The sequence below is a fragment of the Pseudoxanthomonas sp. CF385 genome (genome assembly GCF_900104255.1).
Taxonomy (GTDB): Bacteria; Pseudomonadota; Gammaproteobacteria; order Xanthomonadales; family Xanthomonadaceae; genus Pseudoxanthomonas_A.
Genome location: NZ_FNKZ01000001.1, coordinates 695,850 through 720,791, shown reverse-complemented (window position 1 = coordinate 720,791; position 24,942 = coordinate 695,850). Strand labels below are relative to the sequence as shown.

The 24,942-nt window shown below is 65.9% G+C and carries 17 protein-coding genes and 1 tRNA gene; 8 read left to right on the top strand and 10 right to left on the bottom strand.

The genetic code is table 11. From position 1 onward, the window contains the following. Positions 1–241 precede the first annotated feature (241 nt). Positions 242–2,014, top strand: a complete 1,773-nt coding sequence (locus BLT45_RS03150) for a methyl-accepting chemotaxis protein (RefSeq protein ID WP_093295054.1) — start codon at positions 242–244, stop codon at positions 2,012–2,014. A 40-nt stretch (positions 2,015–2,054) separates the two neighbouring features. Here the strand turns inward: BLT45_RS03150 and BLT45_RS03145 are convergent, their stop codons facing one another. Continuing rightward, on the bottom strand, positions 2,055–5,039 hold the full coding sequence (locus BLT45_RS03145; protein WP_175455709.1) for a bifunctional diguanylate cyclase/phosphodiesterase: 2,985 nt from the start codon (positions 5,037–5,039) through the stop codon (positions 2,055–2,057). Then, positions 5,036–6,889: a sensor domain-containing diguanylate cyclase gene (locus tag BLT45_RS03140; RefSeq protein WP_175455708.1), complete on the bottom strand. Its 1,854-nt coding sequence runs from the start codon at positions 6,887–6,889 to the stop codon at positions 5,036–5,038. The genes BLT45_RS03145 and BLT45_RS03140 overlap by 4 nt, the downstream gene beginning before the upstream one ends. Before the next feature lie 536 nt (positions 6,890–7,425). Here BLT45_RS03140 and BLT45_RS03135 point away from each other — a divergent pair. Genes BLT45_RS03135 through pdeM form a run of 4 tightly spaced genes read left to right on the top strand, consistent with a single transcriptional unit; the run spans position 7,426 to position 13,121 of the window. Further along, complete coding sequence (locus BLT45_RS03135) at positions 7,426–8,427, top strand: ligase-associated DNA damage response exonuclease (protein ID WP_093295043.1); 1,002 nt, start codon at positions 7,426–7,428, stop codon at positions 8,425–8,427. Further along, positions 8,424–10,016 (top strand): ATP-dependent DNA ligase, encoded by a 1,593-nt coding sequence (locus tag BLT45_RS03130; RefSeq protein WP_093295040.1) that lies wholly within the window; start codon positions 8,424–8,426, stop codon positions 10,014–10,016. Before BLT45_RS03135 ends, BLT45_RS03130 begins: the two co-directional genes overlap by 4 nt. Continuing rightward, complete coding sequence (locus BLT45_RS03125) at positions 10,013–12,472, top strand: ligase-associated DNA damage response DEXH box helicase (protein ID WP_093295037.1); 2,460 nt, start codon at positions 10,013–10,015, stop codon at positions 12,470–12,472. Before BLT45_RS03130 ends, BLT45_RS03125 begins: the two co-directional genes overlap by 4 nt. Further along, on the top strand, positions 12,462–13,121 hold the full coding sequence (pdeM, locus tag BLT45_RS03120; protein ID WP_093295034.1) for a ligase-associated DNA damage response endonuclease PdeM: 660 nt from the start codon (positions 12,462–12,464) through the stop codon (positions 13,119–13,121). Before BLT45_RS03125 ends, pdeM begins: the two co-directional genes overlap by 11 nt. A gap of 95 nt (positions 13,122–13,216) precedes the next feature. Here pdeM and BLT45_RS03115 read toward each other — a convergent pair. After that, positions 13,217–13,292: transfer RNA gene (locus BLT45_RS03115), tRNA-Ile, on the bottom strand. A 1,447-nt stretch (positions 13,293–14,739) separates the two neighbouring features. Between BLT45_RS03115 and BLT45_RS03105 the strand changes: the two genes are divergently transcribed. After that, positions 14,740–15,198, top strand: a complete 459-nt coding sequence (locus tag BLT45_RS03105; RefSeq protein ID WP_093295028.1) for a hypothetical protein — start codon at positions 14,740–14,742, stop codon at positions 15,196–15,198. A gap of 39 nt (positions 15,199–15,237) precedes the next feature. Then, positions 15,238–15,576 (top strand): hypothetical protein, encoded by a 339-nt coding sequence (locus BLT45_RS03100; protein ID WP_093295025.1) that lies wholly within the window; start codon positions 15,238–15,240, stop codon positions 15,574–15,576. A gap of 37 nt (positions 15,577–15,613) precedes the next feature. Here BLT45_RS03100 and BLT45_RS03095 read toward each other — a convergent pair whose 3' ends face one another. Beyond that, positions 15,614–15,859, bottom strand: a complete 246-nt coding sequence (locus BLT45_RS03095; RefSeq protein WP_139187904.1) for an SOS response-associated peptidase — start codon at positions 15,857–15,859, stop codon at positions 15,614–15,616. Between BLT45_RS03095 and BLT45_RS03090 the strand changes: the two genes are divergently transcribed. Continuing rightward, a complete protein-coding gene (locus BLT45_RS03090) occupies positions 15,858–16,499 on the top strand; it encodes a hypothetical protein (protein WP_139187902.1) in 642 nt (213 codons plus the stop codon). The two genes, BLT45_RS03095 and BLT45_RS03090, sit on opposite strands and share 2 nt — an antisense overlap. Before the next feature lie 1,001 nt (positions 16,500–17,500). Here BLT45_RS03090 and BLT45_RS03085 read toward each other — a convergent pair. The 6 genes from BLT45_RS03085 to rpoD all read right to left on the bottom strand — a co-directional run bounded on the left by BLT45_RS03085 (position 17,501) and on the right by rpoD (position 24,846). Next, a complete protein-coding gene (locus BLT45_RS03085) occupies positions 17,501–17,737 on the bottom strand; it encodes a hypothetical protein (protein ID WP_093295016.1) in 237 nt (78 codons plus the stop codon). Beyond that, on the bottom strand, positions 17,734–17,904 hold the full coding sequence (locus tag BLT45_RS03080; protein ID WP_093295013.1) for a helix-turn-helix transcriptional regulator: 171 nt from the start codon (positions 17,902–17,904) through the stop codon (positions 17,734–17,736). The genes BLT45_RS03085 and BLT45_RS03080 overlap by 4 nt, the downstream gene beginning before the upstream one ends. 389 nt (positions 17,905–18,293) lie before the next feature. After that, on the bottom strand, positions 18,294–19,022 hold the full coding sequence (locus tag BLT45_RS03075; RefSeq protein WP_093295010.1) for a DUF3800 domain-containing protein: 729 nt from the start codon (positions 19,020–19,022) through the stop codon (positions 18,294–18,296). 300 nt (positions 19,023–19,322) lie between these two features. Then, positions 19,323–21,293: a glucans biosynthesis glucosyltransferase MdoH gene (mdoH, locus tag BLT45_RS03070; RefSeq protein ID WP_093295007.1), complete on the bottom strand. Its 1,971-nt coding sequence runs from the start codon at positions 21,291–21,293 to the stop codon at positions 19,323–19,325. Positions 21,294–21,295: 2 nt separating this feature from the next. Further along, positions 21,296–22,840, bottom strand: coding sequence for an OpgD/OpgG family glucan biosynthesis protein (locus BLT45_RS03065; protein ID WP_217629523.1), 1,545 nt, complete (start codon positions 22,838–22,840; stop codon positions 21,296–21,298). A gap of 152 nt (positions 22,841–22,992) precedes the next feature. Next, positions 22,993–24,846 carry an RNA polymerase sigma factor RpoD gene (gene rpoD / locus BLT45_RS03060; protein ID WP_093295001.1) on the bottom strand — a complete coding sequence of 618 codons (1,854 nt, stop codon included), beginning with the start codon at positions 24,844–24,846 and terminating at the stop codon, positions 22,993–22,995. Positions 24,847–24,942 lie beyond the last annotated feature (96 nt).

The window sequence follows — 24,942 nt, the reverse complement described above, 5'->3', positions numbered from 1 at the left end:
AAGGGATGTGTGGACGTCTTCGCACTCCCGATGAGACCTCGCTTACAACGCCCGCGCGCACCACGTAAGCCACGCTCACCCGCGTTAGTGATTCGGGGCAAACCGACGGTACGTCATATCAAGATGACCTTGGCATGGCCGTTATGCAGATGCAGCGCCGCGTTATGAAGGCGCCCCGCAAAAAACGCAGGTTTTTCATCCGACCCTGCACGTCACCGCACGCACTCGAGGAACGCTCGTCATGAGCCATGCAGCCACCCTGTCGTCCGCCAACGCGTCGTCGCCGTTCGCATGGCGCACCTGGGTCGCGCACCTGTTCCGCATCCGTGCTTCCGCATCGCATGCCGGTGATCGGGCACGCGCGCGCCTGGATGAGCTGCAGGCCCAGGTCGACGCGCTGCACAAGGTCCAGGCCGTCATCGAGTTCGATCTGGACGGCACCATCCTCACCGCCAACGCCAATTTCCTCGCGGCGCTGGGATACAGCCTGGCGGAGATCGTCGGCCGGCACCATCGGATGTTCGTCGATGGACAACAGGCGGAGAGTCCGGCGTACCGGCAGTTCTGGGCGCGCCTGGGCCGCGGCGAGTTCGACGAGGGCCAGTACAAGCGCCTTGGAAAAGGCGGCCGCGAAGTCTGGATCCAGGCCTCGTACAACCCCGTTCTCGACGCACAGGGCAAGCCGTACAAGGTCATCAAGTTCGCCACCGACATCACGGCGGAGACCCTCCGGGCGGCGGACTACGCGGGCCAGCTGGCCGCGATAAACAAATCCCAGGCCGTGATCGAGTTCGATCTGGAGGGGACGATTCTGTCGGCGAACGCGAACTTCCTGGACACGATGGGGTATCGATGGGAGGACATCCAGGGCCGGCACCATTCGATGTTCGCGGACGACGCGTATCGCGCCAGCGCCGCGTACCGCGCGTTCTGGCAGAAACTCGGCCGGGGCGAATACGACGCGGGACAGTATCTCCGCCATGGCAAGGGCGGGCGCGAAATCTGGATCCAGGCCTCGTACAACCCGATCTTCGATGCCTCCGGAAAGCCGGTGAAGGTCGTGAAGTACGCCACGGACGTGACGGCGCAGGTGCGTGGCACACAAGCCCTGCAGGCGGCCCTGGCCCAGAGCCGGCACGTCGTGCAGGCGGCGCGTTCGGGCGACCTGAGCCTGCGGGTGCCCACCGCCGACAAGGACGGTGCCGTTGCCGAGTTGTGCCAGGGCATCAATGCCCTGGTCGAGGTGATGGCGGGCCTCGTGCGCGACATCAAGGGCGCCGCGGAGGTCGTGGGGATGGGCGTGCGCGACATCGCGGCCGGCAACAGCGACCTGTCGCAACGCACGGAGCAGCAGGCCGCGTCGGTGGAGGAAACCGCGTCCTCGGTGGCGGAAGTCAGCGCGACGGTCCGTCAGACCGCCGACAACGCGCGGGTCGCCGCCGAACTGGCGGTAAGCGCCGCGGACGTCGCGTCGCGCGGGGGGCAGGTCGTGCGCGGCGTCGCCGATACGATGTCGCAGATCAGCGCCTCGTCGCGGCGCATCGCCGACATCATCGGCGTGATCGACGGCATTGCGTTCCAGACCAACATCCTGGCGCTCAACGCCGCGGTCGAAGCCGCCCGCGCAGGCGAGCAGGGCCGGGGATTCGCGGTGGTCGCCAGCGAGGTACGCTCGCTCGCGCAACGCTGCGGGAGCGCTGCCCGGGAGATCAAGCAGCTCATCGGCGACTCGCTGGAGAAGGTGGATGCGGGCAGTCGACTGGCGGAAAGCGCCGGCACCAACATGGAAGACATCGTCGCCAGCGTGGTGCGCGTGAGCACGCTGATCGGGCAGATCAGCCAGGCGGCCCAGGAGCAGAACCTCGGCGTCCAGCAGATCAACCAGGCCATTGCGCACATCGACCACAACACGCAGCAGAACGCGGCATTGGTCGAGGAAGCCTCCGCCGCCGCGCACAGCCTCCAGGACCAGGCAGGCCAACTGCTGGAGATCGTGTCGGGCTTTCAGGCGTAGCGGACGGGATCAGCGGCGGATGTGACGCCGGCGACGAGGCTCAGGAGCCGGCCGGTACCACCCGCGCATTGAGCCAGTCGATGAAGGGCGCCAGGGGCGTGGGGCGTGCGATGTAGTAGCCCTGCACGTGGTCCACGTCATGCTGGGACAGCCAGGCCAGTTCCTCTTCGCGCTCCACGCCCTCGGCCACGATGCTGAGGTCCAGCCCCTTGCCCAGCGCGATCAGCGCGCGGCAGATCGATGCGTTGCGCGGGTCCTGGTCGACATGGGCCACGAAGCTCCGATCGATCTTCAAGTGGTCCAGCGACAGGTCGCGCAGGTACGCCATGCTCGAGAAGCCGGTGCCGAAGTCGTCGATCGATACGCAGACGCCGTCGTGCTGCAGCTCCTCCATCGCGAATTTCGCCGCATCGGGCCTTCTCAACATCGCGCTTTCGGTGAGCTCCACCTGCAGGGCACCGCGCGCGAGGCCATGGCGCCTGCCCGCTTCGCGGATCAGCCGGGGGACCGAGCCCGCCATGAACTGGACGGCGGACACGTTGATGGCGATGGCGACGTGGGCGAAGCCCGCCTCGGCCAGCATCGACTGCGCCCGCGCTGCCTGCTCGATGACCCATTCCCCGATGGGCACGATCAGGCCCGACTCTTCGCTCAAGGGAATGAAGGTGGACGGCGGCATGTAGCCCTCTGCGTAGCGCCACCGCAGCAGGGCTTCCGCCGCCATCACCCGCCCGTCGCGCACGCGCTGGATGGGCTGGAAGAAGAGCTCGAACTCCCCGTTCGAAAGCGCATTGCGCATCTGGCCGACGATCGACACGCGCGTGCTGGCCCGCTCCGCGAGGACGTCCGAGTAGTGCATCGTCGGGGTGTTCTCGGCGCGCGCCTGCAGCGCGGCCAACGCCGCATGGCCGACCACTTCTTCGCATCGCTGGTCCGGCCGCTGCCGGAACGCCACGCCCATCCAGGCCTCGACCCGATGGCTGCCGGACTCCGAGACCACCGGCATCGCGAAGACGTCGCGCAGCGCATCCACCAGGACGTCCCATCGTTCGGCCTCGGGAGCCGCGACCAGGAAGGCGTCGGCGGGCGCGTGCGCGACGGGACCGAACGCCGTGCTCACGCGGGCGATCCGCTGGGCGATCGCCGCGACGATCTCGTCGCGCGTGTGGCGCCCGAGCATGGGCGATACCAGCTCGAGATCGCGCAGTTGGACGTGCACGACCGCGTATGACGCGTCCGCGATGCCGTCACCGACGTGCTCCATCCGTTGCAGGAAGGTGCGCACGTTGAGCAGTCCCGTGTTCTCGTCGTGCGCGGCGCGCCAGGCGAGATCCTCTTCGTACGCCACGCGGCCGCTGACGTCCTCCGCCAGCACCAGGCGCGCGTCGCGGCCGTCGAAACTGATGCTGCTGCTGTGTATCCGCACATGGATCCGCCTTCCATCCCGGGCCGCATGGATCCAGACGCGCGACGAGTCGCGGGGCTCGACCGCTTCCTCGACGCTCTCCTGCACGCTCTCGTGGACGCCCGCCTGCTCCTCGGGCGGGCGGATCTGCAGGATGGTCATGCCGAGGAATTCATCGCGCGAGTAGCCGTAGCGACGGACCGCGGCCTCGTTCACCGCAAGAAGGCGCAGGGTGTGCACGTCGAACACCCAGAACGGCAGCGGATTGAGCTCGAACAGCTCGCGGAACTGCGCTTCAGTCCGCTCGACCTGTTCCTGTTGGTTCCGACGCTCCGTCACGTCCATGATGGTGCCGGTCATCAACGGCACGTCGTCGCCGTCCCGAACCAGGGCCCCCTGGGCGTTGATCCACCGCTGCCGGCCATCGGGCAACAGGATGCGGTACTCGGCGTGGAAAGGCCTGCCGCTTTCCCATGCCTCGGAGAACGCTCGCTCCACCCGTTCCCGGTCGTCGCCATGCATGCGCTGGAAGAACTCATCCAATCGCAGGATCGCGGGCACGGGCGGGAAGCCGAACAGCCGCGCGGCGTGCGCCGACGCCCGCACGGAGTCGCTTTCGTGTTCCATCGCCCAGACGCCCGCCTGCGATGCCTCCTGCGCCTTGGCGAGCCAGTCCGCATGTCGTTGGAGCTCGCCGTGGGCGAGGTCGCGGGAGGATTCGGAACTGGCGGTCTTACGGATCAGGTAGAGCGATCCCAACCAGTAGAGCGCCAGCAGGCTCATCGCGGTGAGCGCGTAGTCGCGCCAGGGCGCCAGCGCCTCATGCTTCGAAATGCCTGCGGCCACGACGAACGGATACCCGCTCGTCACGGAGAAGCTGGCGAAGCGCTCGATGCCGTCCAACCGGCTGACGAGATCCTGCTGGGTCATCGAACCCGGGGTCAGGCCCGCGGGCACCGGCACCTGCCTTCCCACGTGCGCGCCGCCCACGCCGCGGCGGGCGAGGACGATGCCGTCATGGCTGAGGATGCCGACGCTGCCCTGCTCGCCCACATCGAGGCCCTCGATCATCCGCTGCAGTTCGCTCGTGCGCAGGCGGGCGACCAGCCAGTTCCCTTCCGGCGTCTGCAGCATCAGCGGGACGATGGGCTCCGCGCGACCCTCCTGCACCAGCCGCCCCACGCCCAGCGCGCGCGACGGCGCGGCGGCCACGTCGAGGCGCAGCGTCTCCTGACCGTATTCGGTGACGCCCTGGTAGATCGCCTGCCCGTCCGCACCGTACAGATCGATGTCCTGCAATTCGGCATGCCGGGAAATCACGCCGCGGATGGCCCCCGGAAGATCCCAGCGGCTCCTGTCCTGCCGCTCGTGCGCGAATCCATCGGCCTCGACGGCCATGCCGCGCAGCGCGCGCTCGAGGTTGCGGATCTCGAAGTGGAGGAGCCTGTCCACCCCCACCGTCACCGCCATGCCCTGCCGTCGCGCGGCGTCGATCCGCGCGCTCCTGTCCTGGAAGATGGTGAACAACAACCCGATGCTGATCACCACTCCCAGGTAGACGCCCACCCAGCGCACCACCGTGACCCGCCCTGGTGCCGACCCCGCCGTCCTTTCCGTCATCCTGCCCCCCATTTTTTGCCAGGCCCCTTGTGCTGTCCGGTCCGTCCGCCGTGCGGCGGCACGCCGTCCGCGCGGTCCGCCACCAAGGCCGTGCCCCCGACGATCGCGGTTTCATACCTGTCGCGGCCCCGTTCCTTGGCCTTGTAGAGCGCCTCATCCGCTGCGGACAGAAGATCGTCCTCGCTGGCGGAGATCGCTGCGAACGCCATCCCGATGCTGGTCGTCACGGTGAGCGTGCGATCGCTCACGCGCATGGGCGCCCTGACGGCCACCAGCAGCTTGCGGGCGATCTTCGAGGCGGCGGCCAACGTGACGTCGCCATCCAGCAGGATCACGAACTCGTCGCCCCCCAGCCTGGCCACGAGGCCGCCGAGCCCGGCATGCGCCTGCAGCCGCTGCGCGAACATGCGGATCACGCTGTCGCCGGATGCATGGCCATGCGTATCGTTAACGCCCTTAAAGTGATCGATGTCGAGGAAGAACAGCGCCACGGCGCTCCCTTCCTGTCCCAACCGGGCGATCGCCCGCGAGAGCCGATGCTCCAGCTGGCGCCGATTCGCGATGCCCGTCAGCGCATCGATCATCGTCAGCCGCTGAAGCTCCTGCCTGCTGGCCTCCAGCGCCTGCTCGGCGGCGACGCGCTTGCTGATGTCGCGTCCCGACAGGATCAGGTCGCGCTCATCGTCCGTGCCGCCACGGGGCGCGGACCGCATGACGACTTCCGTCCACACGTAGCGCCCGTCCCGGTGCCGGACGCGATAGCGGTGCGTCTGCGGCAGTCCCGACGCGAGGACTTCCAGCATCGCCTGCCGCTGCGCCTCGCGGTCCTCCGGATGGATGAGGTCCCAGCGGGTGCCCAGCATGTCCTCGGGCGCCCAGCCGAGCATCTCGAGGGCCGAAGGCGACACGTAGGTGCGCTCGCCGGTCGAACTTAGCCTGACCACGAGATCGCCCGAGTAGTCCGCGAGCAAGCGATACCGTTGCTCGCTGTCGCGCACGCGCGCCGTCAGCCGGTCCCGCTCCGCCATCGCCAGCACGACCGGCAGGGTGATCAGGCACCCCCCGGCGAGATACAACTGCAACAGCACCATGCGCCAGGCCAGATTCGAGCCGGCGACCTCGGCGAGCGGACCGTATCCCGCCGCCGTCGATGAAACGCCAATGAGGGCGAGCAGCGACACCCCGACCGCGGCACCGACGAAGCGATGGCGGAATGCGCCGAGCAGCAACGGCGGATACGTGAGGAAGAGCAACGGGTAGTCGGAGACGAACGCGAATCCACCCATCAGGCACACCAGTACCAGGCTGAGGATGAAGCCCGTGCGCCGGCCCGGCGGGGCGAGGACACGGACGCCCTCCACCAGGATCACCAGCGCGGTGGTGCCCGCGATCACCATGCCCATCACGTGCGCGCCGTACCACGTGGCGAAGACCTCGACCGGCTCGGCGCCCAGGAAGGGGCGGCCGACCAGCGATGCCAGCAACCCCGAGACCAGGCAGCCTGCCAGCGTGCTGGCGGTGGCGACACCGCCGAGATGGACCCAGTGCCGCGGGTCGCGGATGTCGGGAATGCTGCGCCGGATGAAGAACGCGACGCACAGCACCTCGACCAGATGACAGACGGACAGCATCGATGCGAGGGGCACCGGAGCGCCGGCGAGGACCTGCCCGGCCATGTCCGCCGCCACGCCCGCGAGGCAGTAGGCCGGCCACGCCGCATGCGGCTTCATCAACAGCCAGGCACACAGAATGCCGCTGGGTATCCAGACCGCGGACAGTTCCCCCGGTCGGCCGGTCCAGGCGACGGACAGCCAGGCGCCTGCCGCGACCAACACCGCGACCACCGCCACGTCCGATCTTCCTGCCCCTGTACTGGACACGTCGTATTCCGTCCTTCCTGACCCGGGCATGGTTGCGCCGATGTCGTGTGCATCGTGTGGAGAATGACTGAATCGCAGGCGGCGCACGCGACGTACGCGAGACCGCTCGCTTAGCCTCGCTAACCATCCGTCGGTTGCACAGTGATATCGAGCGATCGGAGCGGCTCACCGGCATCCTCGAGCATCGGGACGCGGCGATATCGCGCGTGCGCTGCGAACGACCGGAAGCGGGTGCAGAAGAGACATCCTCGGCGCCGTCCGTGTGGCAGTGGCGAGTCTGGGCACTCGGCACAGAGCGCGTGACCCCATCGCATAGCGGAACATTGCATCGCGTCTCGTTGGCGTGATCGCATTCATCGGAGATGCGCGACACCTCAGCCGTCACGGATGGCGACGTGCCTAGCTGTCTCAGCGTGGACGCGGCGTGATCGCACGGACACCTGTCTTCTTCACGCGCATGCCGCGGTTTCACCCGTCCTGAAGGCTGTGTTGCGCAGGCTCGCACCATGGCTCCGAGTTCTCGTGAACGCATCGTGCTCCGTCCGGAGGGCATGTACTGTCCGGCGGGCCGCTTCTACATCGATCCCTGGCAGCCGGTCGAAACGGCGGTGATCACGCACGGCCACGGGGACCACGCGCGCATCGGCATGGGGGCATACCATGCGGCCACCGAGAGCCTGCCCATCCTCCGCTGGCGATTGGGCGAGCAGACGCTGCATGCCCATGACTACGGCGCGGGCTTCCGCCTGGGCGATGCACGCGTTTCGCTGCATCCGGCCGGGCATGTGCTCGGATCGGCGCAGGTGCGCGTCGAGGTCGACGGCGAGGTCTGGGTGGCGTCCGGCGACTACAAGCGACAGCCGGACCCGACCTGCGCGCCGTTCGAAGTGGTGCCCTGTGATGTCTTCATCACCGAAGCGACCTTCGCCCTGCCTGTCTACCGTTGGCCGCACACCACGGATGAAGTGGCGCGCATCGTGGCCTGGCGGCGCACCTGCGCCGCGCGCGGCCGCGCCGCCGTGCTGTATGTCTACGCGTTGGGAAAGGCACAGCGCCTGCTCGCCGAGCTCGCGGGCTTCGACGAGCCGCCCGTACTGCTCCATGGCGCGATCGATGCCGGTGCCCGCGTCTATCGCGACGCCGGCATCGCCATGATCGCGACGGAGCCCGCCGGCGAGCAGCCGCAAGGCAAGGATCATGCAGGCCGCCTGGTGATGGCACCGCCCTCCGCCGCCGGTTCACCCTGGGTCCGGCGCTTCCGCGATGCCGAACACGGCTTCGCGTCCGGCTGGATGCGCCTGCGCGGCAACCGGCGCCGCCGCAACTACGATCGCGGCTTCGTCGTGTCCGACCACGCCGATTGGCCGGCATTGCTGTCCACCATCGAGCAGACCGGCGCACGGCGCATCATCGCCACGCATGGGAGCACCGATGCGTTGATCCGCTTCCTCCGCGAGCAGGGCCGGGACGCGCAGGCGTTCGCCACCGATTTCGGGGCCGAGGAATGAGGGCCTTCGCCGCGCTGTACCAGGCGCTTGAGCACAGCACCGGCACGCTCGACAAGCGCGCGGCGATCGCCGACTACGTGCGGACCGTCCCGCGCGCGGATGCGGCGTGGGGCCTGTGGCTGCTGGCAGGCAACAAACTGCGACGGATCGCCGGCAGCGGCGAACTCCGCGCGTGGGGAGGCGACGTGGCCGGACTGCCGGCATGGCTGGTGGACGACAGCTACTCGCATGTCGGCGATCTGGCGGAAACGCTGGCGCTGCTGCTTCCCTCCACCGACTCGCCCGAAGCCGACGTACCGCTGCATGCATGGATCGAGCAGCGCCTGCTGCCGGTCGCCGGCGCGGATGCGGAAACGCGGCGCCGCACGGTGATCGACAGCTGGATGCGCCTGCCGGATGGCGAGCGCCTGGTCTTCAACAAACTGCTGACGGGCGCGCTCCGTGTCGGCGTGTCGCTGCGCCTGGTCCAGCAGGCCCTCGCCGATGTGTCGGAGGTGCCGATCGCCACCCTCGCGCAGCGCATGCTGGGCGATTGGCCGCCGACGCCGGATTTCCTGACCGCGCTGCTGTCCACCGAGGCACTCGACAGCGACCGCGAGCAGCCCTATCCCTTCTTTCTCGCGTCACCGCTCGACGGCTCGCCCGAGCAACTCGGCGAGGTCGACGAATGGCTGCTGGAATGGAAGTGGGACGGCATCCGCCTGCAGATCATCCGCCGTCGCGGCGAGGTCGCCCTGTGGTCGCGCGGCGAGGAGCGGCTGGATGGCCGCTTTCCCGAGATCGAAGCCGCCGCCGCCCACCTGCCGCTGGATGCGGTCATCGATGGCGAGCTGCTGGCGTGGGACGAGGGCGACGCACCCCTGCCGTTCTCCGCGCTGCAGACCCGCATCCAGCGCAAGCGCCCGGCCAGCAAGCATCTGGCGTCCGCCCCCGCGCGCGTACTCGCTTACGACCTGCTGGAGCTGGCGGGCGAAGACCTGCGCGAATCACCGCTGGCGTCGCGCCGGCAGCGCCTGCGCGACCTGCTGGAGGCAACCGGCGATCCGCGGCTCGTGCTGTCGGTGGAGGCCGACGTGGCGACGTGGGACGACGCGGCCGCATTGCGTGCGACATCGCGCGCGCGGGGCGTCGAAGGGCTGATGGTGAAACGCCGGAGTTCGCCTTACCGCAGCGGGCGCCGGCGCGGCGACTGGTGGAAATGGAAGATCGATCCGCTGACCCTCGATGCGGTGTTGCTGTACGCGCAGGCGGGCCATGGTCGTCGCAGCACGCTGTACACCGACTACACGTTCGGGGTGTGGAATGACGCCGGCGAGCTGGTACCGGTCGCCAAGGCCTACTCCGGCCTGGACGATGGCGAGATCGCCGCACTCGACCGATGGATCCGCGCGCATACGCGCGAGCGCTTCGGGCCGGTGCGTTCGGTGGACCCGGAGCAGGTGTTCGAACTGGGCTTCGAAGGCGTCAACATCAGCGGGCGGCACAAATCGGGCGTCGCGGTCCGCTTTCCGCGCATCCTGCGCTGGCGTCACGACAAGCCCGCCGCCGAGGCCGATCGGCTGGAGGTTCTGAAGGCGCTCGCCCGATGACCCCCCGCCAGCGCCTGGAACAGTGGTTCCTCGCCCGCGGATGGAAGCCGCTCCCTTTCCAGCGCCAGGCCTGGCGCCACTATCTGGCGGGCGAGTCGGGACTGATCCATACGCCTACGGGCAGTGGCAAGACGCTCGCGGCCTTCGGCGGACCGTTGATCGAGGCGTTGGCAGAAACCACGACGCCTGCTTCGACGGCGGGCCGCCGCACGCGCACCGCGCGCCCGCTGCGCGTCCTTTGGATCACGCCCCTGCGCGCCCTTGCTGCCGATACCACCCGTGCATTGGCCGAAGCTTCCCAGGCCGTGGGGTTGCCGTGGCAGGTGGCGCAGCGCACGGGGGATGCGAGCGCGCGCGACAAGCGACTGGCCCGGGGCGGCAAGCTGGACGTGCTGGTGACGACGCCCGAGTCCCTTTCGCTGCTGCTCAGTTACCCCGATACGTCCGCGATGTTCGCGGACCTGCGCTGCGTGGTGGTCGACGAGTGGCATGAGCTGATGGACAGCAAGCGTGGCGTGCAGACGCAGCTGGCGTTGGCCCGGCTTCGTCGATGGTCGCCGCAGCTGCGCACCTGGGGTCTGTCGGCGACGCTCGGGAATCTCGACGAGGCGTGCCGGGCCCTGTTGCCGCCCGGCGCGCCACCGCGTGTCCTGGCGGCCGCGCGGCCGAGGCCGATGACGCTCGAAACCCTCCTGCCCGACGATCCGGCGCGCTTTCCCTGGAGCGGCCATCTCGGCTTGAGCCAGCTCGCGCGCGTCCTCGAGCGCGTGTTCGCCGTGCGCACCAGCCTGCTGTTCACCAACACGCGCGCCCAGGCCGAACTCTGGCACCAGGCGTTGGCGTCGGTATGGCCGGAGGACGCGGGCACGCTGGCATTGCATCACGGCTCGCTCGATCCCGGGGTTCGGAAGGAAGCAGAAGCGGGTTTGCGCGACGCCACGCTGCGTTGCGTGGTGGCCACCTCCAGCCTGGATCTGGGCGTGGACTTCCCCTCGGTCGACCAGGTGATCCAGATCGGCAGCCCCAAGGGCGTCGCCCGACTCCTGCAGCGCGCAGGCCGCGCCCGCCATCGCCCGGGCGAGACCGGCCACGTGCTCTGCGTGCCGACGCACGCGCTGGAACTGGCCGAATATGCGGCGACCCGCACGGCGATCGCCGAAGGCGTCGTCGAGACGCGGCGGCCGCCACGATTGCCGTTGGACGTACTGGCCCAGCACTGCGTCACCGTGGCACTGGGTGGCGGCTTCCACGCGGAGGATCTCTTCGCCGAAGTACGCACCACGGACGCCTTCGCGGCGCTCGATGCGGCGACCTGGCGACGAGTGCTGGACTTCGTCGTCCGCGGTGGCGATGCGCTGGAACACTATCCCGAGTATCGCCGCGTCGTGCGCGACCCGGATGACGTGCACAGGGTGCACGATCGCGTCGTGGCCCTGCGTCATCGCCTTTCCATCGGCACCATCGCCAGCGACGGCAGCGTCGCGGTCCGGTTCCTGCGGGGCGGAAACCTGGGAGCGGTGGAAGAGGCCTTCCTCAGCCGGCTGCGGCCGGGCGATCGCTTCCGCTTCGCGGGGCGTCTGCTGGAACTGGTCAAGCTGCAGGACATGACGGCCTACGTGCGTCTGGTGAAGCACGGTGAAGGGGTCGTGCCGCGCTGGATGGGAGGGCGCTTGCCCCTGTCCTCGCGTCTCGCCGCGCAGGTGCAGGCGACCCTGTCCGGAGACCGGACTTCACCGGAGATGCGTGCGCTGCGCCCGCTGCTCTCGGTGCAGGCGCGCCTCAGCCAGGTGCCGCCACCGGACGTGCTGCTCGTGGAGCTGGTGCGCCGGCGCGACGGCCAGCATCTGTTCGTATTCCCGTTCGCCGGACGCCGCGCGCATGAAGGGCTTGCCGCGCTGCTCGCGTGGCGGTTGGGGCGGCGCCAGCCCAACACCTTTTCGCTGTCGGCCAACGACCTAGGCTTCATGCTGTCGCCGCAGCTGCCGCTTGCGCTGGATGTCGACCTGCTGCGCAGCCTGCTGACGTCCGAGCGGCTGGTCGACGATCTGGCGCATGGCGCCAACCTGGCCGAACTGGCGCGCCGACAGTTCCGGAGCATCGCGCGCGTGGCGGGCCTGCTGCCACCGTCCCTGCCGGGCCGCACTCCGCGCAGTCTGAGACAGCTGCAGGCGTCGAGTGGGTTGCTGTTCGACGTATTGTCCCAACACGATCCGGGCCACCTGCTGCTGGCGCTGGCGCGTCGTGAAGCCCTCGAGGAGGACCTCCAGATCGCGGCGATGGAGACGCTGCTGGTCCGCTTGAGTGGGCGCGCCATCGCCCTGGAACGGCCCGAGAGCCTGACACCCCTCGCCTTCCCGCTCTGGGCCGATGGCATGCGGGCGCAGCTGAGCACCGAGGACTGGCAGGCGCGGGTACGGCGCGCGGCCGAGCAGTTGGAGCGGCGGCATGGGCGCTAGCCTGACGGTCGAGCGGGCCGGTCAGCCCGTGCAGTTGTTGGCCGAGCGCGCCTTGTTCTGGCCGGCGCGGCGATGGCTGCTCATCGCGGACCTGCATCTGGGCAAGGGCGAAGCACTACGCCGCGGCGGCATCGCCGTGCCACGCGGCGGGACACGCGAAGACCTGCAACGACTGCACCTGCTTGTGGAGCAGACTGGTGCGGTCGCCCTGCATGTGCTCGGCGATTTCCTCCATGGCGCGAGCGAAGGCGCGTGGCGGGAAGATTGGCATGCATGGCGCGCGAAACACGCCACCCTGGCCATCTCGATCGTGGCCGGCAATCACGACCGGCGTCTGGCGCGCAACGCGGAAGCCTGGGAGGTCGCGCTTCACCCGGAAGGCGAATCGCACGGGCCCTTCGAATTCCGGCACATGCCCCGGGAGACGGCGGCGCACGTGATCGCCGGCCATGTCCATCCCCGCGTGCGCTACCCCGGATTGCCGGGGCGCTGGCCCGCGTTCCTCCTGTGGCCCCACATGACCATCCTGCCCGCCTTCTCGCTGTTCACCGGCGGCGCCAACGCCCTGCCCGGCACCGGCGCGCATGCCATCGCGTGCCTGGATGGCCTCGTGACCGCGTTGCCACTGGAGCAGAGCCGCCGGCGGTGATGTTCCGCCATCAGCTGACCTCAAACACAAAGGTCACAAAGAGAATGACGCCCATGAGAAGGTGCAACATCCACGGCCATGGGCGGGTGTCGATTTGGTGGGCCCACCAGGACTCGAACCTGGAACCAAAGGATTATGAGTCCTCTGCTCTAACCATTGAGCTATAGGCCCGTCAAGGCTTTCAGGCGGATCAGCGAGTGGGCCCGTGCAACTTTGTACCTGTGCGTCCCGAGAGCCGGGTCTGCAGCGTGTCCATCGCGTCCCACATCGAAGCCGCATGATTATAGCGCTCGGCTACCGCGCGAGTCTTCCAGCCACCCACCACCTTGATGGTCACGGCATCGAGTCCGGCAAGGGAGCAACAACAGATCTCCATCGGTGACCGATAGCTGGCCGCACAGCTCACGTGCCGAGATCATCGTGCGGGACGAAGGTGCTGTGAGGCCAGCTTAGAGTAGCGAGGCTCGGTGGGGCCGGTTTATTTGACTTAGCACTTCGCGACATTTCCGCGGCACGCCTCCTTTAGGCTTTCAATCCGCTTTACGGCTCCGGGGTCGTCTGGATTGAACCGGAGTGGTGCGTCAAGTCTACGAATGGCCGCCGCTCCCCGGCCGCATCGTTTCGAATGCGCCGATAACGACTTGGACTTGATCCGTCGCGGCGTTCCTGACCTCCGACGCGTCGATGAGCGTCATCTCGGTAGGAACCGTAGTGTCTTCCGCAGGCTGAGGCTGCGAGGCTGCATCGCCGTTCCCGGGTGGGTGGGTCCGCATGCCCTTAGGAGGATCGGGCCGGCCAGCAGCGTAGTCGCGACTCTCATACTTCTCCTCCCTCCGTATTCATCCATCCAGCGCACCAGACGCCCCAGGCCGCACCTGCGATGCTCGGCGTCAGTTCTTCTTACTGTCGGAATCTGGCTCGGCGAATCGCTTACATGAGACCGCCTTCGTGCTTTGAGCCACAGTCTCCTTCTTGGCACCATCCGTCTGGAAGCCCTGAAGGAGCTCCCTGGTTTGGTCATGCGAGTGCGTGTTCAATCCTGATCCGGGCCCCATCACCGCCTCCGGGGGGAACTTCTGGCGCGCGATGGCTTCGCCTAGAGCGGTCGTAGTTGGGGCCAGTGCAGCGGGAATGAACTTGATTGCCATAGTGTTGGCTTGACTGCCTTCGCTCGCTCTGCTTGATCCTAGGGTCCAAGTCGTCACGCCGTTCGGAATTACGACCCCTACAGAGCTCGAACTAGTTTCCTTGGCTGCCAGCTGCAAAGTGACGGTAACCTCTGCTGGCAGTAGCCCAGCCTGGGCAGATCCAGGCTCTCGCCTTGTAGCCACGATTGCGTCCTGCACCTCACAGATCGCTTCTGCGAGTGTCAGTGTCTTGTAGTTCTTGGTCGAGTTGCAGCCACACGTGGCCAACGTGATTACGACAATGAAAGCCACCCCCAGGGTCCTACTCTTCATAGCATTCTCCTTGGCTGTTAACGCGGCGAACGCTCAGTCCGCAACCTTGCGGACAGCCGTCCGTCGGCCCAGCAAGTAAATGGATGTACTGTCCGCCCGCCATGTACTCCCTGAAGGAATAGCGTTAGCGTTGAGGCAGTCCTGGGGAGGATTTGACGATGACCGAAGCGCAGCACCGTCTCGCCGAGATCGTTCTTAAAGTCGTAGCCATGGTGGGATCGCTGATCGCGGGGATCGTCGCCTACAAGAACTTCATGGCGGAGTACAACTTGCGCACCAGACAGCCACTGGTGGAACTCGCTACGAAGTACCACCTGGAAGTTGTCGAGACGACCTCAAAGATCGCCTTCCCTGAGTCCGCTGAAGAGCAGCGCCGCTCCGTTGTTCGATTCCACCAATTGCGGGCCGGGGGCTCGTCGTTGGTTGAGAATTCCCCGCTGGAGATAGCGGTGGACGACTTCTCGCAATGCCTCACCCTTACAACCGCCAAGTGTGACCAGCATGATCTGGAGGCGAAGTCGATGATTCTATCTGCGCGCGCCAGGGCAGAGTTCCACCGAATGTGGAGCGTTGACGACGCGTATGAGGATTCGGTGGAGCAGGAGAAGGCTGGCTAAGCGTCTCAACCAACTATCCCTTCACAGGAGGAAGCTGCTTTGGACTATAAGCAAAATGGCAACTCCATCATTTTCGATGTTGAAGCCGACGACAGCCAGCTTCTAGAGAAGTTGTCGTTCGTTTACTTGGTAAAGATGAAGTTCCTTGGCGATGAGATTGATCTGGCTTCTCATCAAGCCAAGGGGAATGAGCCATACATTCATGTGGAGCTTTCCTTCGGCAAGAAGGTTCATTTCGATGCTTTCGACCACTGCAAGCAGCAGTTGGACAGGTCTGGATCAGTTAGACCTTCTTACAAAGGCGCGCTTGAATACGCCGATCCCGGCGGACGAAAGGCAGAGGATATGAAGAAGAGGGCTCTGAAGAATAGGCGCTAGCGAGAATGCGCAGCGGTCTCAAACAGGTTCAGTCCAATCAAGCTGCCTTCGCCACTTGATGCTCGTAGTAGGCCTGGGGCGGATCATCCAGGATCGCCTGAATCTCTTCGACAGAGCGCCTCTCCGGCGTCAGCCACGCGTCGATGTGCTTCGGCATGATGTTGATGATCGCGCAATAAAATTTCGGGCCGGATAAATGCATGTACTCTAGATTTGCGATATAGAGCGCATAGCCAGCGTGCAATACGTCTGGCTTCGGGGAATCTTGGGGCGCCACTCGCATGGATGAACGTGAAGCTCGTCCGAGCGCATCCTTTACAGGATGGACGCGGTGGCGTTGCTTGATTTTATGTACTGAACATATGGAGATGTCGATGAAATTTGGAACTTTGGTAGCCCAGGGCTTAGTGGCGACAATCATTCTGGCTGCGGCTCTTACGCCTCAAACGTCTTCCGCTCAGATGATTGATATCGGCGGCCAGACTTGCACGCAGAACTATGCTTGGTATGACTACTACACGAACGGTCAGTTGACTGACAGTCAGTACGAACCCGATGGCGTCACCTGCTTTGACAACGGCAGTGGGGGTGGCAACTACGGTGATCCCTACAGCGGCGGTGGCGGTGGGGGAGGTGGATGGTTCGACAGTGAAGGTGTTTGGGTTTCGATACCCGGAGGCGACTACCGAGCCGAGGTCAACATGGTCAAGCACCAGGTACGGACACCAGATCTGGCATGCAAGAACACCGAAGCCGTTCAGCGACAGGTCGTGGCTGGACGCATTTTGGTCAAGAACATGTATCTGAAGCCGACTGTCAAAGTAGTTGTTACCTTCTCTGACGGCTTCAAAGCGGATTTCTACCATACCGGCGGCTTGAGTACTGTCAGCGGGATGGTTCAGGCCAGCGGCTGTTATCAGTAATTGGAGCTTGCAGCCCCCTCCGCAGAGGGGGCTGCGTCGGAGACCCATGAAGACAAAGACTCTGGTTGCCACTGTTGTGGTACTTCTAGTGGCAGCACTGGGATGGCACTTCAATCCTTGGAGTAGCCGTACTTTCGCAACAGCCGATATCGCAGGGGATTCAGGGTCAGGCGTGCGGAAGGATGAGCGCGCTACTGAGCAGCGGGGAACTCGACTACCCGGCGGCACTTTTCGAGTGAAGACAGACAGGCCTTTGATGGCGCCACTCTCTGCAGCAACTGCGAATGAAATAGCGGTCGGAGGAGCCAGAAAATACGAAGGACCCGGCGAGGAAGCATATGTCCGCGGTCAGCTGGCAGAGTTGTGTACGAACGTCCCTTCTCCTGAGCGGCAGCGGACTAACGCTTCCGCAAAAGCGCTGGCGGCGCTGCAGACTCCCTTCTGTGCCGGCTACAACGGCAGACCTGAAGATGAGCGTGCAAGACTGCTTAGCCTCCCCGCTGACGATCCATACGTCACGAGCTACGGCTTGGCGTCTGAAGCATTCGACCTAGCCACAGAAGCCAAGTCGCCTCAGGAGAGGAACGAAGTTCTGGGTGTGTTGGAATCCATAGCGACCGACCCCAGTTCTGGCTTCGAGGCACTGGTGGCCGCAGAGGCTTTGCACCAGCTAGGATTCGTCTCGCCTGCGCTTGCAGGAATTGCCAGGACATCGGGGTGGTCATTGAGCCATCAGGATCTAGCCGAAGCACAGCTCTTGGCGACGCGCATGCGGATGTGTGACCGATACGGTGGTTGCGATGCGGGGCAGCTGCAAAGCATGGCTGCTTGCTCCTCCTACGGAGTTTGCGACCATGCAGCCAGCGCTGACGGCACATGGCAACGCGTCTTTTCGCCCCAGGTGTACAGCGCGGCCCGTCGCCTGAATGCCGGCGGTTAGTATTCCCGTCGATAACGGGAGCGAGTTAACGGCGACAGGCGATTCGACGCTCGTCTTCGGCTCAGGTCATGACCTCAGAGCGCTTCCACTTCTTCTCGCCGCCAAGGTGCAGCGGCTTCGGAAAGCTCGTGCGCACCGCCACGCGCTCCTGGAAGCCCCGGCGGTTGATCTTCCCCTTCGGCGTCAGCATGCTCAGCAGGAAGGCGCAGGCGTCGGCGTTGAGCCATTCGCCCTCGCGCGCCATGGCCACGAGCGTGGCGACGTCGGGGGTCAGGTAGATTTTCTCGGCGTCAGTCACGGGAGCCCCCTGCCGTCGGAGAAGCGTGCCCGCATCCAAGCGTCGATGTCCGATTCCAGCCACACGCTGCCGAAGCCGATCTTCTGGGGCTTAGGAAACGTCCCGTTAGCCATCCAGCGGTAGATCATCGCCTGGCTGAAGCCAATCTTGTCCTTGACTCCCTTCATGCGAAGTAGCCTGGGGCCAGCGGGTGGTGCGTCTACTCGTGGTGGCTGCCGCCACAGGCGCTCTCGGACCTGTTCAATCGAGATGCCCCGCTCGTCAGCTAGGAGAGCTACCGCAATCGCGAGCAGATCCTCCAGGCGATCCGAGCGCGGTTGATCAGCCGTACGTGCGGGGAGTGAGCCATGACGTTCTCCGTCGGAAAGTGAGGCCGCAAATGCTGGCCTGGCGCTCTCGCAAGCGCTGAGACGGCCGGTCGGCAGACTCCGACGGCCGTCCTTGACGTTCATGTCTCATGGGATAAGATTCGGGCAGCCCCCGGCAGTCGAAGCCCCTGCCCAGCGTAGGGGAAACGGCAACGGCCGCGGCCCACGGGTCTAGACTGCCGGGCGCCCTATCTACCTCTTCGCTGTAGCGCGAAGTTCCAGACGCCCAGTCGATCCTCTGATTTTGAGGTGCTGTTGCCCAGCCTCCTCAGGTTGACCGACCGCGCCGTGTGATCTGCTAGCGCCGACTTTGCAGCACTGCAATCGGGCCGGGCATCGTGACTGTTCTTGTGCCAGGCAATTGCGCCTGTGAGCAGGTCGGTCAGTTGGAGAAGCCTAGTCGATTTGGAGTTCCGGTGTGCCACCCTCGCAAAAGGTGCACGGCCTGGGTCGCCATTGTCTCGAATCATCGTGGTGTTCAGCACGTTCTGAAGTTCGGTCACATGCCTCGTGGAGTTCCGAGCGTCAAGGTCGACAACGACGCGCTCCATATCACCGAATCTCTTGCCGACCTTTTGGTACAGCAGCTGATAGAGGAACTTATTGAAGCCAAGATCAGGATCACCCTGGTTAAAGGTTCGATGATCCAGCTCGTGGCAGTTGACGATCAGAGCTTGGAACGAAGCTCCTCTTGGATGGAGCCAGTTGAAGTAGAAATCGATGCTGCCCTGATAGGCGGCAAGCTTTGCTCGGCTCACCTTCGTCCACTTGAGCTCAGCGCTCATGCCTTGCCTAACGAGCTCAGCCTCGAAGGCCTCTTCGGTCTCCTTGACGATTTGGCCGGGCACGATCAGCGCGCCAAGCACCATGAACTGGTGGGCGTTCTGACAACTCTCGTCGATGAAGACATGCCGCATGGGTTAACTGTTACTTGCATTTGGGCGTACAAAAAACGTATTCCCCTCGCTTTGCTAGTGCAAGGCTTGACATTCAAATAGTCGGAAAACCGCCTAAATCATCCCCCACCCACCCCCAACCGAATTTTTGTGCTATACGCCCGCGCCAAAGCGCGTGTAATTCCGGTGTAACGATGCCGGAAAAGGCAGCCAATCAGAGGAAACTGGCGGCAATGCCAGAAGCGCGAAACCGCCTATTTCAGGCGGTTTCGGCAAGATCCGGAGACTTCGTGTAACCCGCGGAAACTGGGCTACACCGGATTATGAGTCCTCTGCTCTAACCATTGAGCTATAGGCCCGCTGCGCCGGGATTGTACCGGACGGGGCCTGTTCCGAATCGGTGGCGGTGGGCGCTCCGCGCAGCTGGAGCGCGCGGGCGAGGACCTGCGGTGGCGTGGTCTCTTCGGGGATGCGCAGCCACCCGCGCGCGCGCAGGTACTGGCCCACCGCCGGCGACGAGGTGAGCACGTTGATCGGCACCGACAGCACCATGCCCAGTACCACCGGCGCCATCCATGCGGCGAGTGCCGGCGATACCAGATAGGCGAGCACGCCGCTGAGTGCGCCGAACAGCGTCAGGCCGGCATAGCGGCGCACCAGGCTCATGAGCGGGACGCTGCCGTCGTCGCGGCGTTGCGTTTCCCAGCCCGAATCGCGTCCGGCCAGCACTTCCGCCACGCCGCGCGACTGGACGTACATGGTGACGGGCGCCATCAGCGCCGCCAGCACGGTCTCCAGCATGGCGCTGCCGATGATGCGGACGACGCCACCGCACTGCCTGCGCAATCCCGGCTGCAGCATCGTGGCCACGCAGCCCATGACCTTGGGCGCCAGCAGCACCGCCATCGTGAAGTAGAAGACCCACAGGAAGCGCTCCGGATCGCCGCCGCGCCAATAGAGCGCGGGCGTGAATCCGTCCAGATGCGGCTGCGCCAGCGAGAAGCCCGCCTGCTGCAGCGGAATCGCCAGGCCGGCCAGCATCAGCATCGCCCACATCGGCGCGGTGAAGTAGTTGCCGATGCCGACGAGCAGGTGCATGCGGCTCACCCAGTGCAGGCCGCGTGCCGGCAGCACCGCGCCATGCTGCAGGTTGCCCTGGCACCAGCGGCGGTCGCGCACGAGCATGTCGGTCAGCGAGGGCGGGCCTTCTTCGTAGCTGCCCGACAGGCCCGGCACCATGTGCACCGCCCAGCCGCCGCGCCGCAGCAGTGCGGCTTCGACGAAGTCGTGGCTCAGCACCGCGCCGGCGAACGGCTTGCCACCGCCGAGATGCGGCAGGCCCGCGTGCGCGGCGAAGGCCGCCGTGCGGATCAGGGCGTTGTGGCCCCAGTAGTTGCCCTCCGCACCATGCCACCACGCCACGCCCTGGGCGACGACGGGGCCATATACCCGGCCTGCGAACTGCTGCATCCGTGCGAAGAAGGTACGGCCGTTGACGATCATCGGCAGCGTCTGCACGAGGGCCAGCTGCGGATGCTTCTCCATCGCCGAAGAGAGCCGCACCAGCGTGTCGCCGGTCATCAGGCTATCCGCATCGAGGATCAGCATGTGCGGATAGGCCGCACCGAAACGGCGCACCCACTCGGCGATGTTGCCGGCCTTGCGCTCGGTGTTCTTGTCGCGGCGCCGATAGTAGACACGCGCCGCCGGACCGAGCCGGCGCTTCAGCTGCGCGAATGCACGCACTTCGTCCTGCGCGACGTCCGGCTTGGTGGTGTCGCTGAGCACGAAGAAATCGAAACGGTCGAGCTGCCCGGTGCCGGCGAGCGATTCATGCATCGCCTGCAGGCCCGCGAGCAGGCGGTCCGGATCCTCGTTATAGGTGGGCAGCAGCAACGCCGTACGCGTCGCGAGCACCGGCAGCGGCGCGTCGGGATCGATGCCCAGCGGCATCGCGCGGTGCGACACCACCTGGACGAAGCCGGCCAGTGCGCTCGAGAACGCCAGGGCGATCCATGCGAACAGGGCCACGAACAGGACCAGCACCACGCCCTCCAGCATGTCGATGCCGTCGGCGCGGAGCACCCACCAGACCTGGTACGTCGCCAGCAGCGTGAGCAGCGCCGCGCCCCCGATCACGACCGCGCGCCGCGCGCCGATGTCGCCCGGCGACGTGGGCAGCGCGCGTGGGCGCGAGGCGCCTTTCGCCAGCGTCTGCACCGGCATGGCGAGGGGCGATTCGGGCGGCAGCCATGCCTGCGGGTTCGTGGCGGGGTGGCGGGTGTCGTTCATGCTCAGGTGCTCCAGCGGTACAGCCAGGTTTCGGACAAGGGCGCGTGCCCCTCCAACACGCGCGCATGCAGTTCGACATCGCGCCCGTCGGCGCTGTCGGTGTTCGGACGGAACTCGAAGCTCAGGCGCCAGCCCTGCGTCTCCGGATTGGGATACACCACGGCGCCGGCGATCTCGCCACGCGCAGCCCAGACGTCGGCCGTCAGCTTCGCATCGCGCGGCATCGATGCGAGGCGCCCGCCTTCCAGGTCGATCACGACGAGGCGTCGCGCCGGATCCGGCGCCGCGCCGATGCGCGTGTCGCTGACGACGGCGAGCGCAGGTTGCCAGGCATGCGTGTCGCACCAGTGCATGCGGTAGTCGAAGCGATGCTCGCGGCCGGCGCGCAGCGGCTGTTCGGGCCGCCAGAACGCAACGATGTTGTCGTGGTACTCGTCGCCGGTCGGAATCTCGACCAATGTCACCGCGCCCTTGCCCCAGCGGCCGCGCGGCTCGATCCACAGGCTCGGGCGCTGGTGGTAGCGCGCCTCGATGTCGGCGTAGTCGCCGAAACCACGCTTGCGCTGCATCAGTCCGAAGCCACGGGGATGCGTGTCCATGAAGGCGCTGCTCTGCACGCGCGGCGGGTTGCTCAGCGGCCGCCATATCTGGTCGCCGTGGCCGTTGAAGATCGCCAGACCATCGGAGTCGTGCACGGCGGGTCGGTAGTCGTCGGTACCCACCCGGTCGCCGGCATCGAATTCGAACATGCTGGTCAGCGGTGCGATGCCGGCGCGCGTCAGTTCGACGCGCGGATAGAGGCGCGACTGCACATCGATGGTGGTTTCGGCACCGGGCTTCATATCGAAACGGAACGCCCCGGCCACACTCGGGCTGTCGAGCAGTGCGTGCACGACGAGGTGATTCGCGTCGGGCGCCGGTTGCTCGATCCAGAACGCACGGAAGATCGGGAACTCTTCGGCGCCCGCGTCGCCACTGCCCAGGGCCAGGCCGCGCGCGGACAGGCCATACGCATGCCCCTTGCCGAGTGCTCGGAAGTAGCTGGCGCCGAGGAAGGCAATCAGTTCGTCGTAGACATCGGGCGTGTTGAGCGGCGTGTGCACGCGGAAGCCGGCGAAGCCGAGGTCGCTGCCGAGTTCGGGCTTCGTTCCCGGCGGGAACGAGAACAGGTCGGTCGCGTACGCGATCGGCGTCGCGCGGCCACCGTCGACGCGGTACAGCTCGACGCGCTGCTTGAACAGGAAGCCGCGATGGAACATCTGCAGCTGGAACGGCAGGCCTTCCTTGCGCCAGATCGCCTGTTGCGGGTCGAAGCGCAGGTCGCGATAGGCGTCATAGCCGGTATCCAACGACGCGGGCAGCGTTTCGTCCGGTGTGCGATACGGTTGCCGGGCCAACGCGCGGGCTAGGTCTGGAACCGTTTCCAACGTGAAGCGTGTGGAGGCTGCAGCGGTATCCGCCGGTGTCGTCGCCTGTGCCAGCACGCGGGGCACGCCGCCCAGCAATGCGATGGCGAGCGCGCTCTTGAGTGCGTCCCGTCGCTGCACGCGGTTCTCTGACCGTGATGATGGCGTCAGTGTAGAGCGCGTGATGTGAGGGTCATGACAAGGAACGCCGTGCATGCGGCGCACCGATGCACTAAAAAAAAGCGCGGCCCCGAAAGGCCGCGCCTGGATGGTGCGTTATTGCGCGCGATGGCTCAGTCGATGTCGAGGAAGCTGCGCAGCTGTTCCGAACGCGACGGATGGCGCAGCTTGCGCAGGGCCTTGGCTTCGATCTGGCGGATGCGCTCGCGGGTGACGTCGAACTGCTTGCCGACCTCTTCCAGCGTGTGGTCGGTGTTCATGTCGATGCCGAAGCGCATGCGCAGCACCTTGGCTTCCCGCGGGGTCAGGCCGGCCAGCACGTCGCGGACGGTTTCCTGCAGGTTGATGTTGGTGGTGTTCTCGATCGGGGACTCCACGTTGGTGTCCTCGATGAAGTCGCCCAGGTGGGAATCCTCGTCGTCGCCGATCGGGGTTTCCATGGAGATCGGTTCCTTCGCGATCTTCATCACCTTGCGGATCTTGTCCTCGGGCATGTCCATTTCCTTCGCCAGCTCCTCCGGCGTGGCCTCGCGGCCGTACTGCTGGAGCATCTGGCGGGAAATGCGGTTGAGCTTGTTGATCGTCTCGATCATGTGCACCGGGATGCGGATGGTGCGCGCCTGGTCGGCGATCGAGCGGGTGATCGCCTGGCGGATCCACCAGGTGGCGTAGGTCGAGAACTTGTAGCCGCGACGGTATTCGAACTTGTCGACCGCCTTCATCAGGCCGATGTTGCCTTCCTGGATGAGGTCGAGGAACTGCAGGCCGCGGTTGGTGTACTTCTTGGCGATGGAGATCACCAGGCGCAGGTTCGCCTCGACCATCTCCTTCTTCGCCTTGCGCGCCTTGGCTTCGCCATAGGCCATCGCGCGGCTGATTTCCTTGATGTCGGCCAGGGTCAGGTGCATCGCCTGCTCGACGGCGATGGTGGCTTCCTGCTCGGCGACGATCTGGTCCTTGACGTCGCGCAGGCCCGAGGACCACTTCTGCTTGCGCTTCAGCACCTCGTCCACCCAGCCCAGGTTGGTCTGGTTGCCTTCCCAAGCGCGCAGGAATTCCTTGCGCGGCATCTTGGCGACGTTGGCGCACAGGTGCAGCACGCGGCGCTCGTGGTCCTTGATCTGCGCCATCACCTCGCGCAGCTTCCTGACCAGCGTGTCGGTCAGCGGCAGCGGCAGCTTCAGGGTGACGAAGGTCTCGCCCAGTTCGCTGCGCAGCTTGGCGACGGCCTTGTTCTCGGGGCCGTTCTTGGCGTACGACTTCTTGAACTTGGTGTAGCCATCGGCCAGCACCTGCATGCGGCGCGCCACCTCTTCGGGATCGGGACCGGTCGGCGCGGCCTCTTCAGCCACATCGTCGCCGCCCTCTTCTTCCTCTTCCTCGTCCTCGCTGGCGTCAGCCGCGTCTTCGGCGACCGGGACTTCCGGGGCCGGCTCCTCGACGTCGTTGAAACCGACGACGACTTCAGCCAGGCGCTTCTTGCCGGCCTTGTGCAGTTCGTAGTCTTCCAGCAGCAGTTCGATCGACCACGGGAAGTTGCCCAGCGACGCCTGCACCTGGGCCAGGCCTTCCTCGATGCGCTTGGCGATGGCGATTTCGCCTTCGCGCGTCAGCAGCTCGACGGTGCCCATCTCGCGCATGTACATGCGCACCGGGTCGGTGGTGCGGCCACCTTCGGTGTCCAGCGAGGTCAGCGCGGCCGCGGCTTCTTCCGCGGCGGTTTCGTCGACTTCGCGATTGCCGGTGTTGCCATCGGCAAGCAGCAGGGTCTCGGCATCCGGGGCGACTTCATGGACATCGATGCCCATGCCGTTGATCATGCCGATGATGTCCTCGATCTGCTCCGGGTCGACCAGGTCGTCCGGCAGGTGATCGTTGACTTCGGCGTAGGTCAGATAGCCCTGCTCCAGGCCCTTGCTGATCAAGAGCTTGATGTCGGACTGCTGGGCAGGACGTTCGTTGGCCATGGAGGTTGCGCCACCGGAAGGTGAGGAAGGGAGAACCCCGTATTATACCAGCCCGGACCGGGTTGGGTTCCTGGACCCCGGCCACCGACAAGGGGA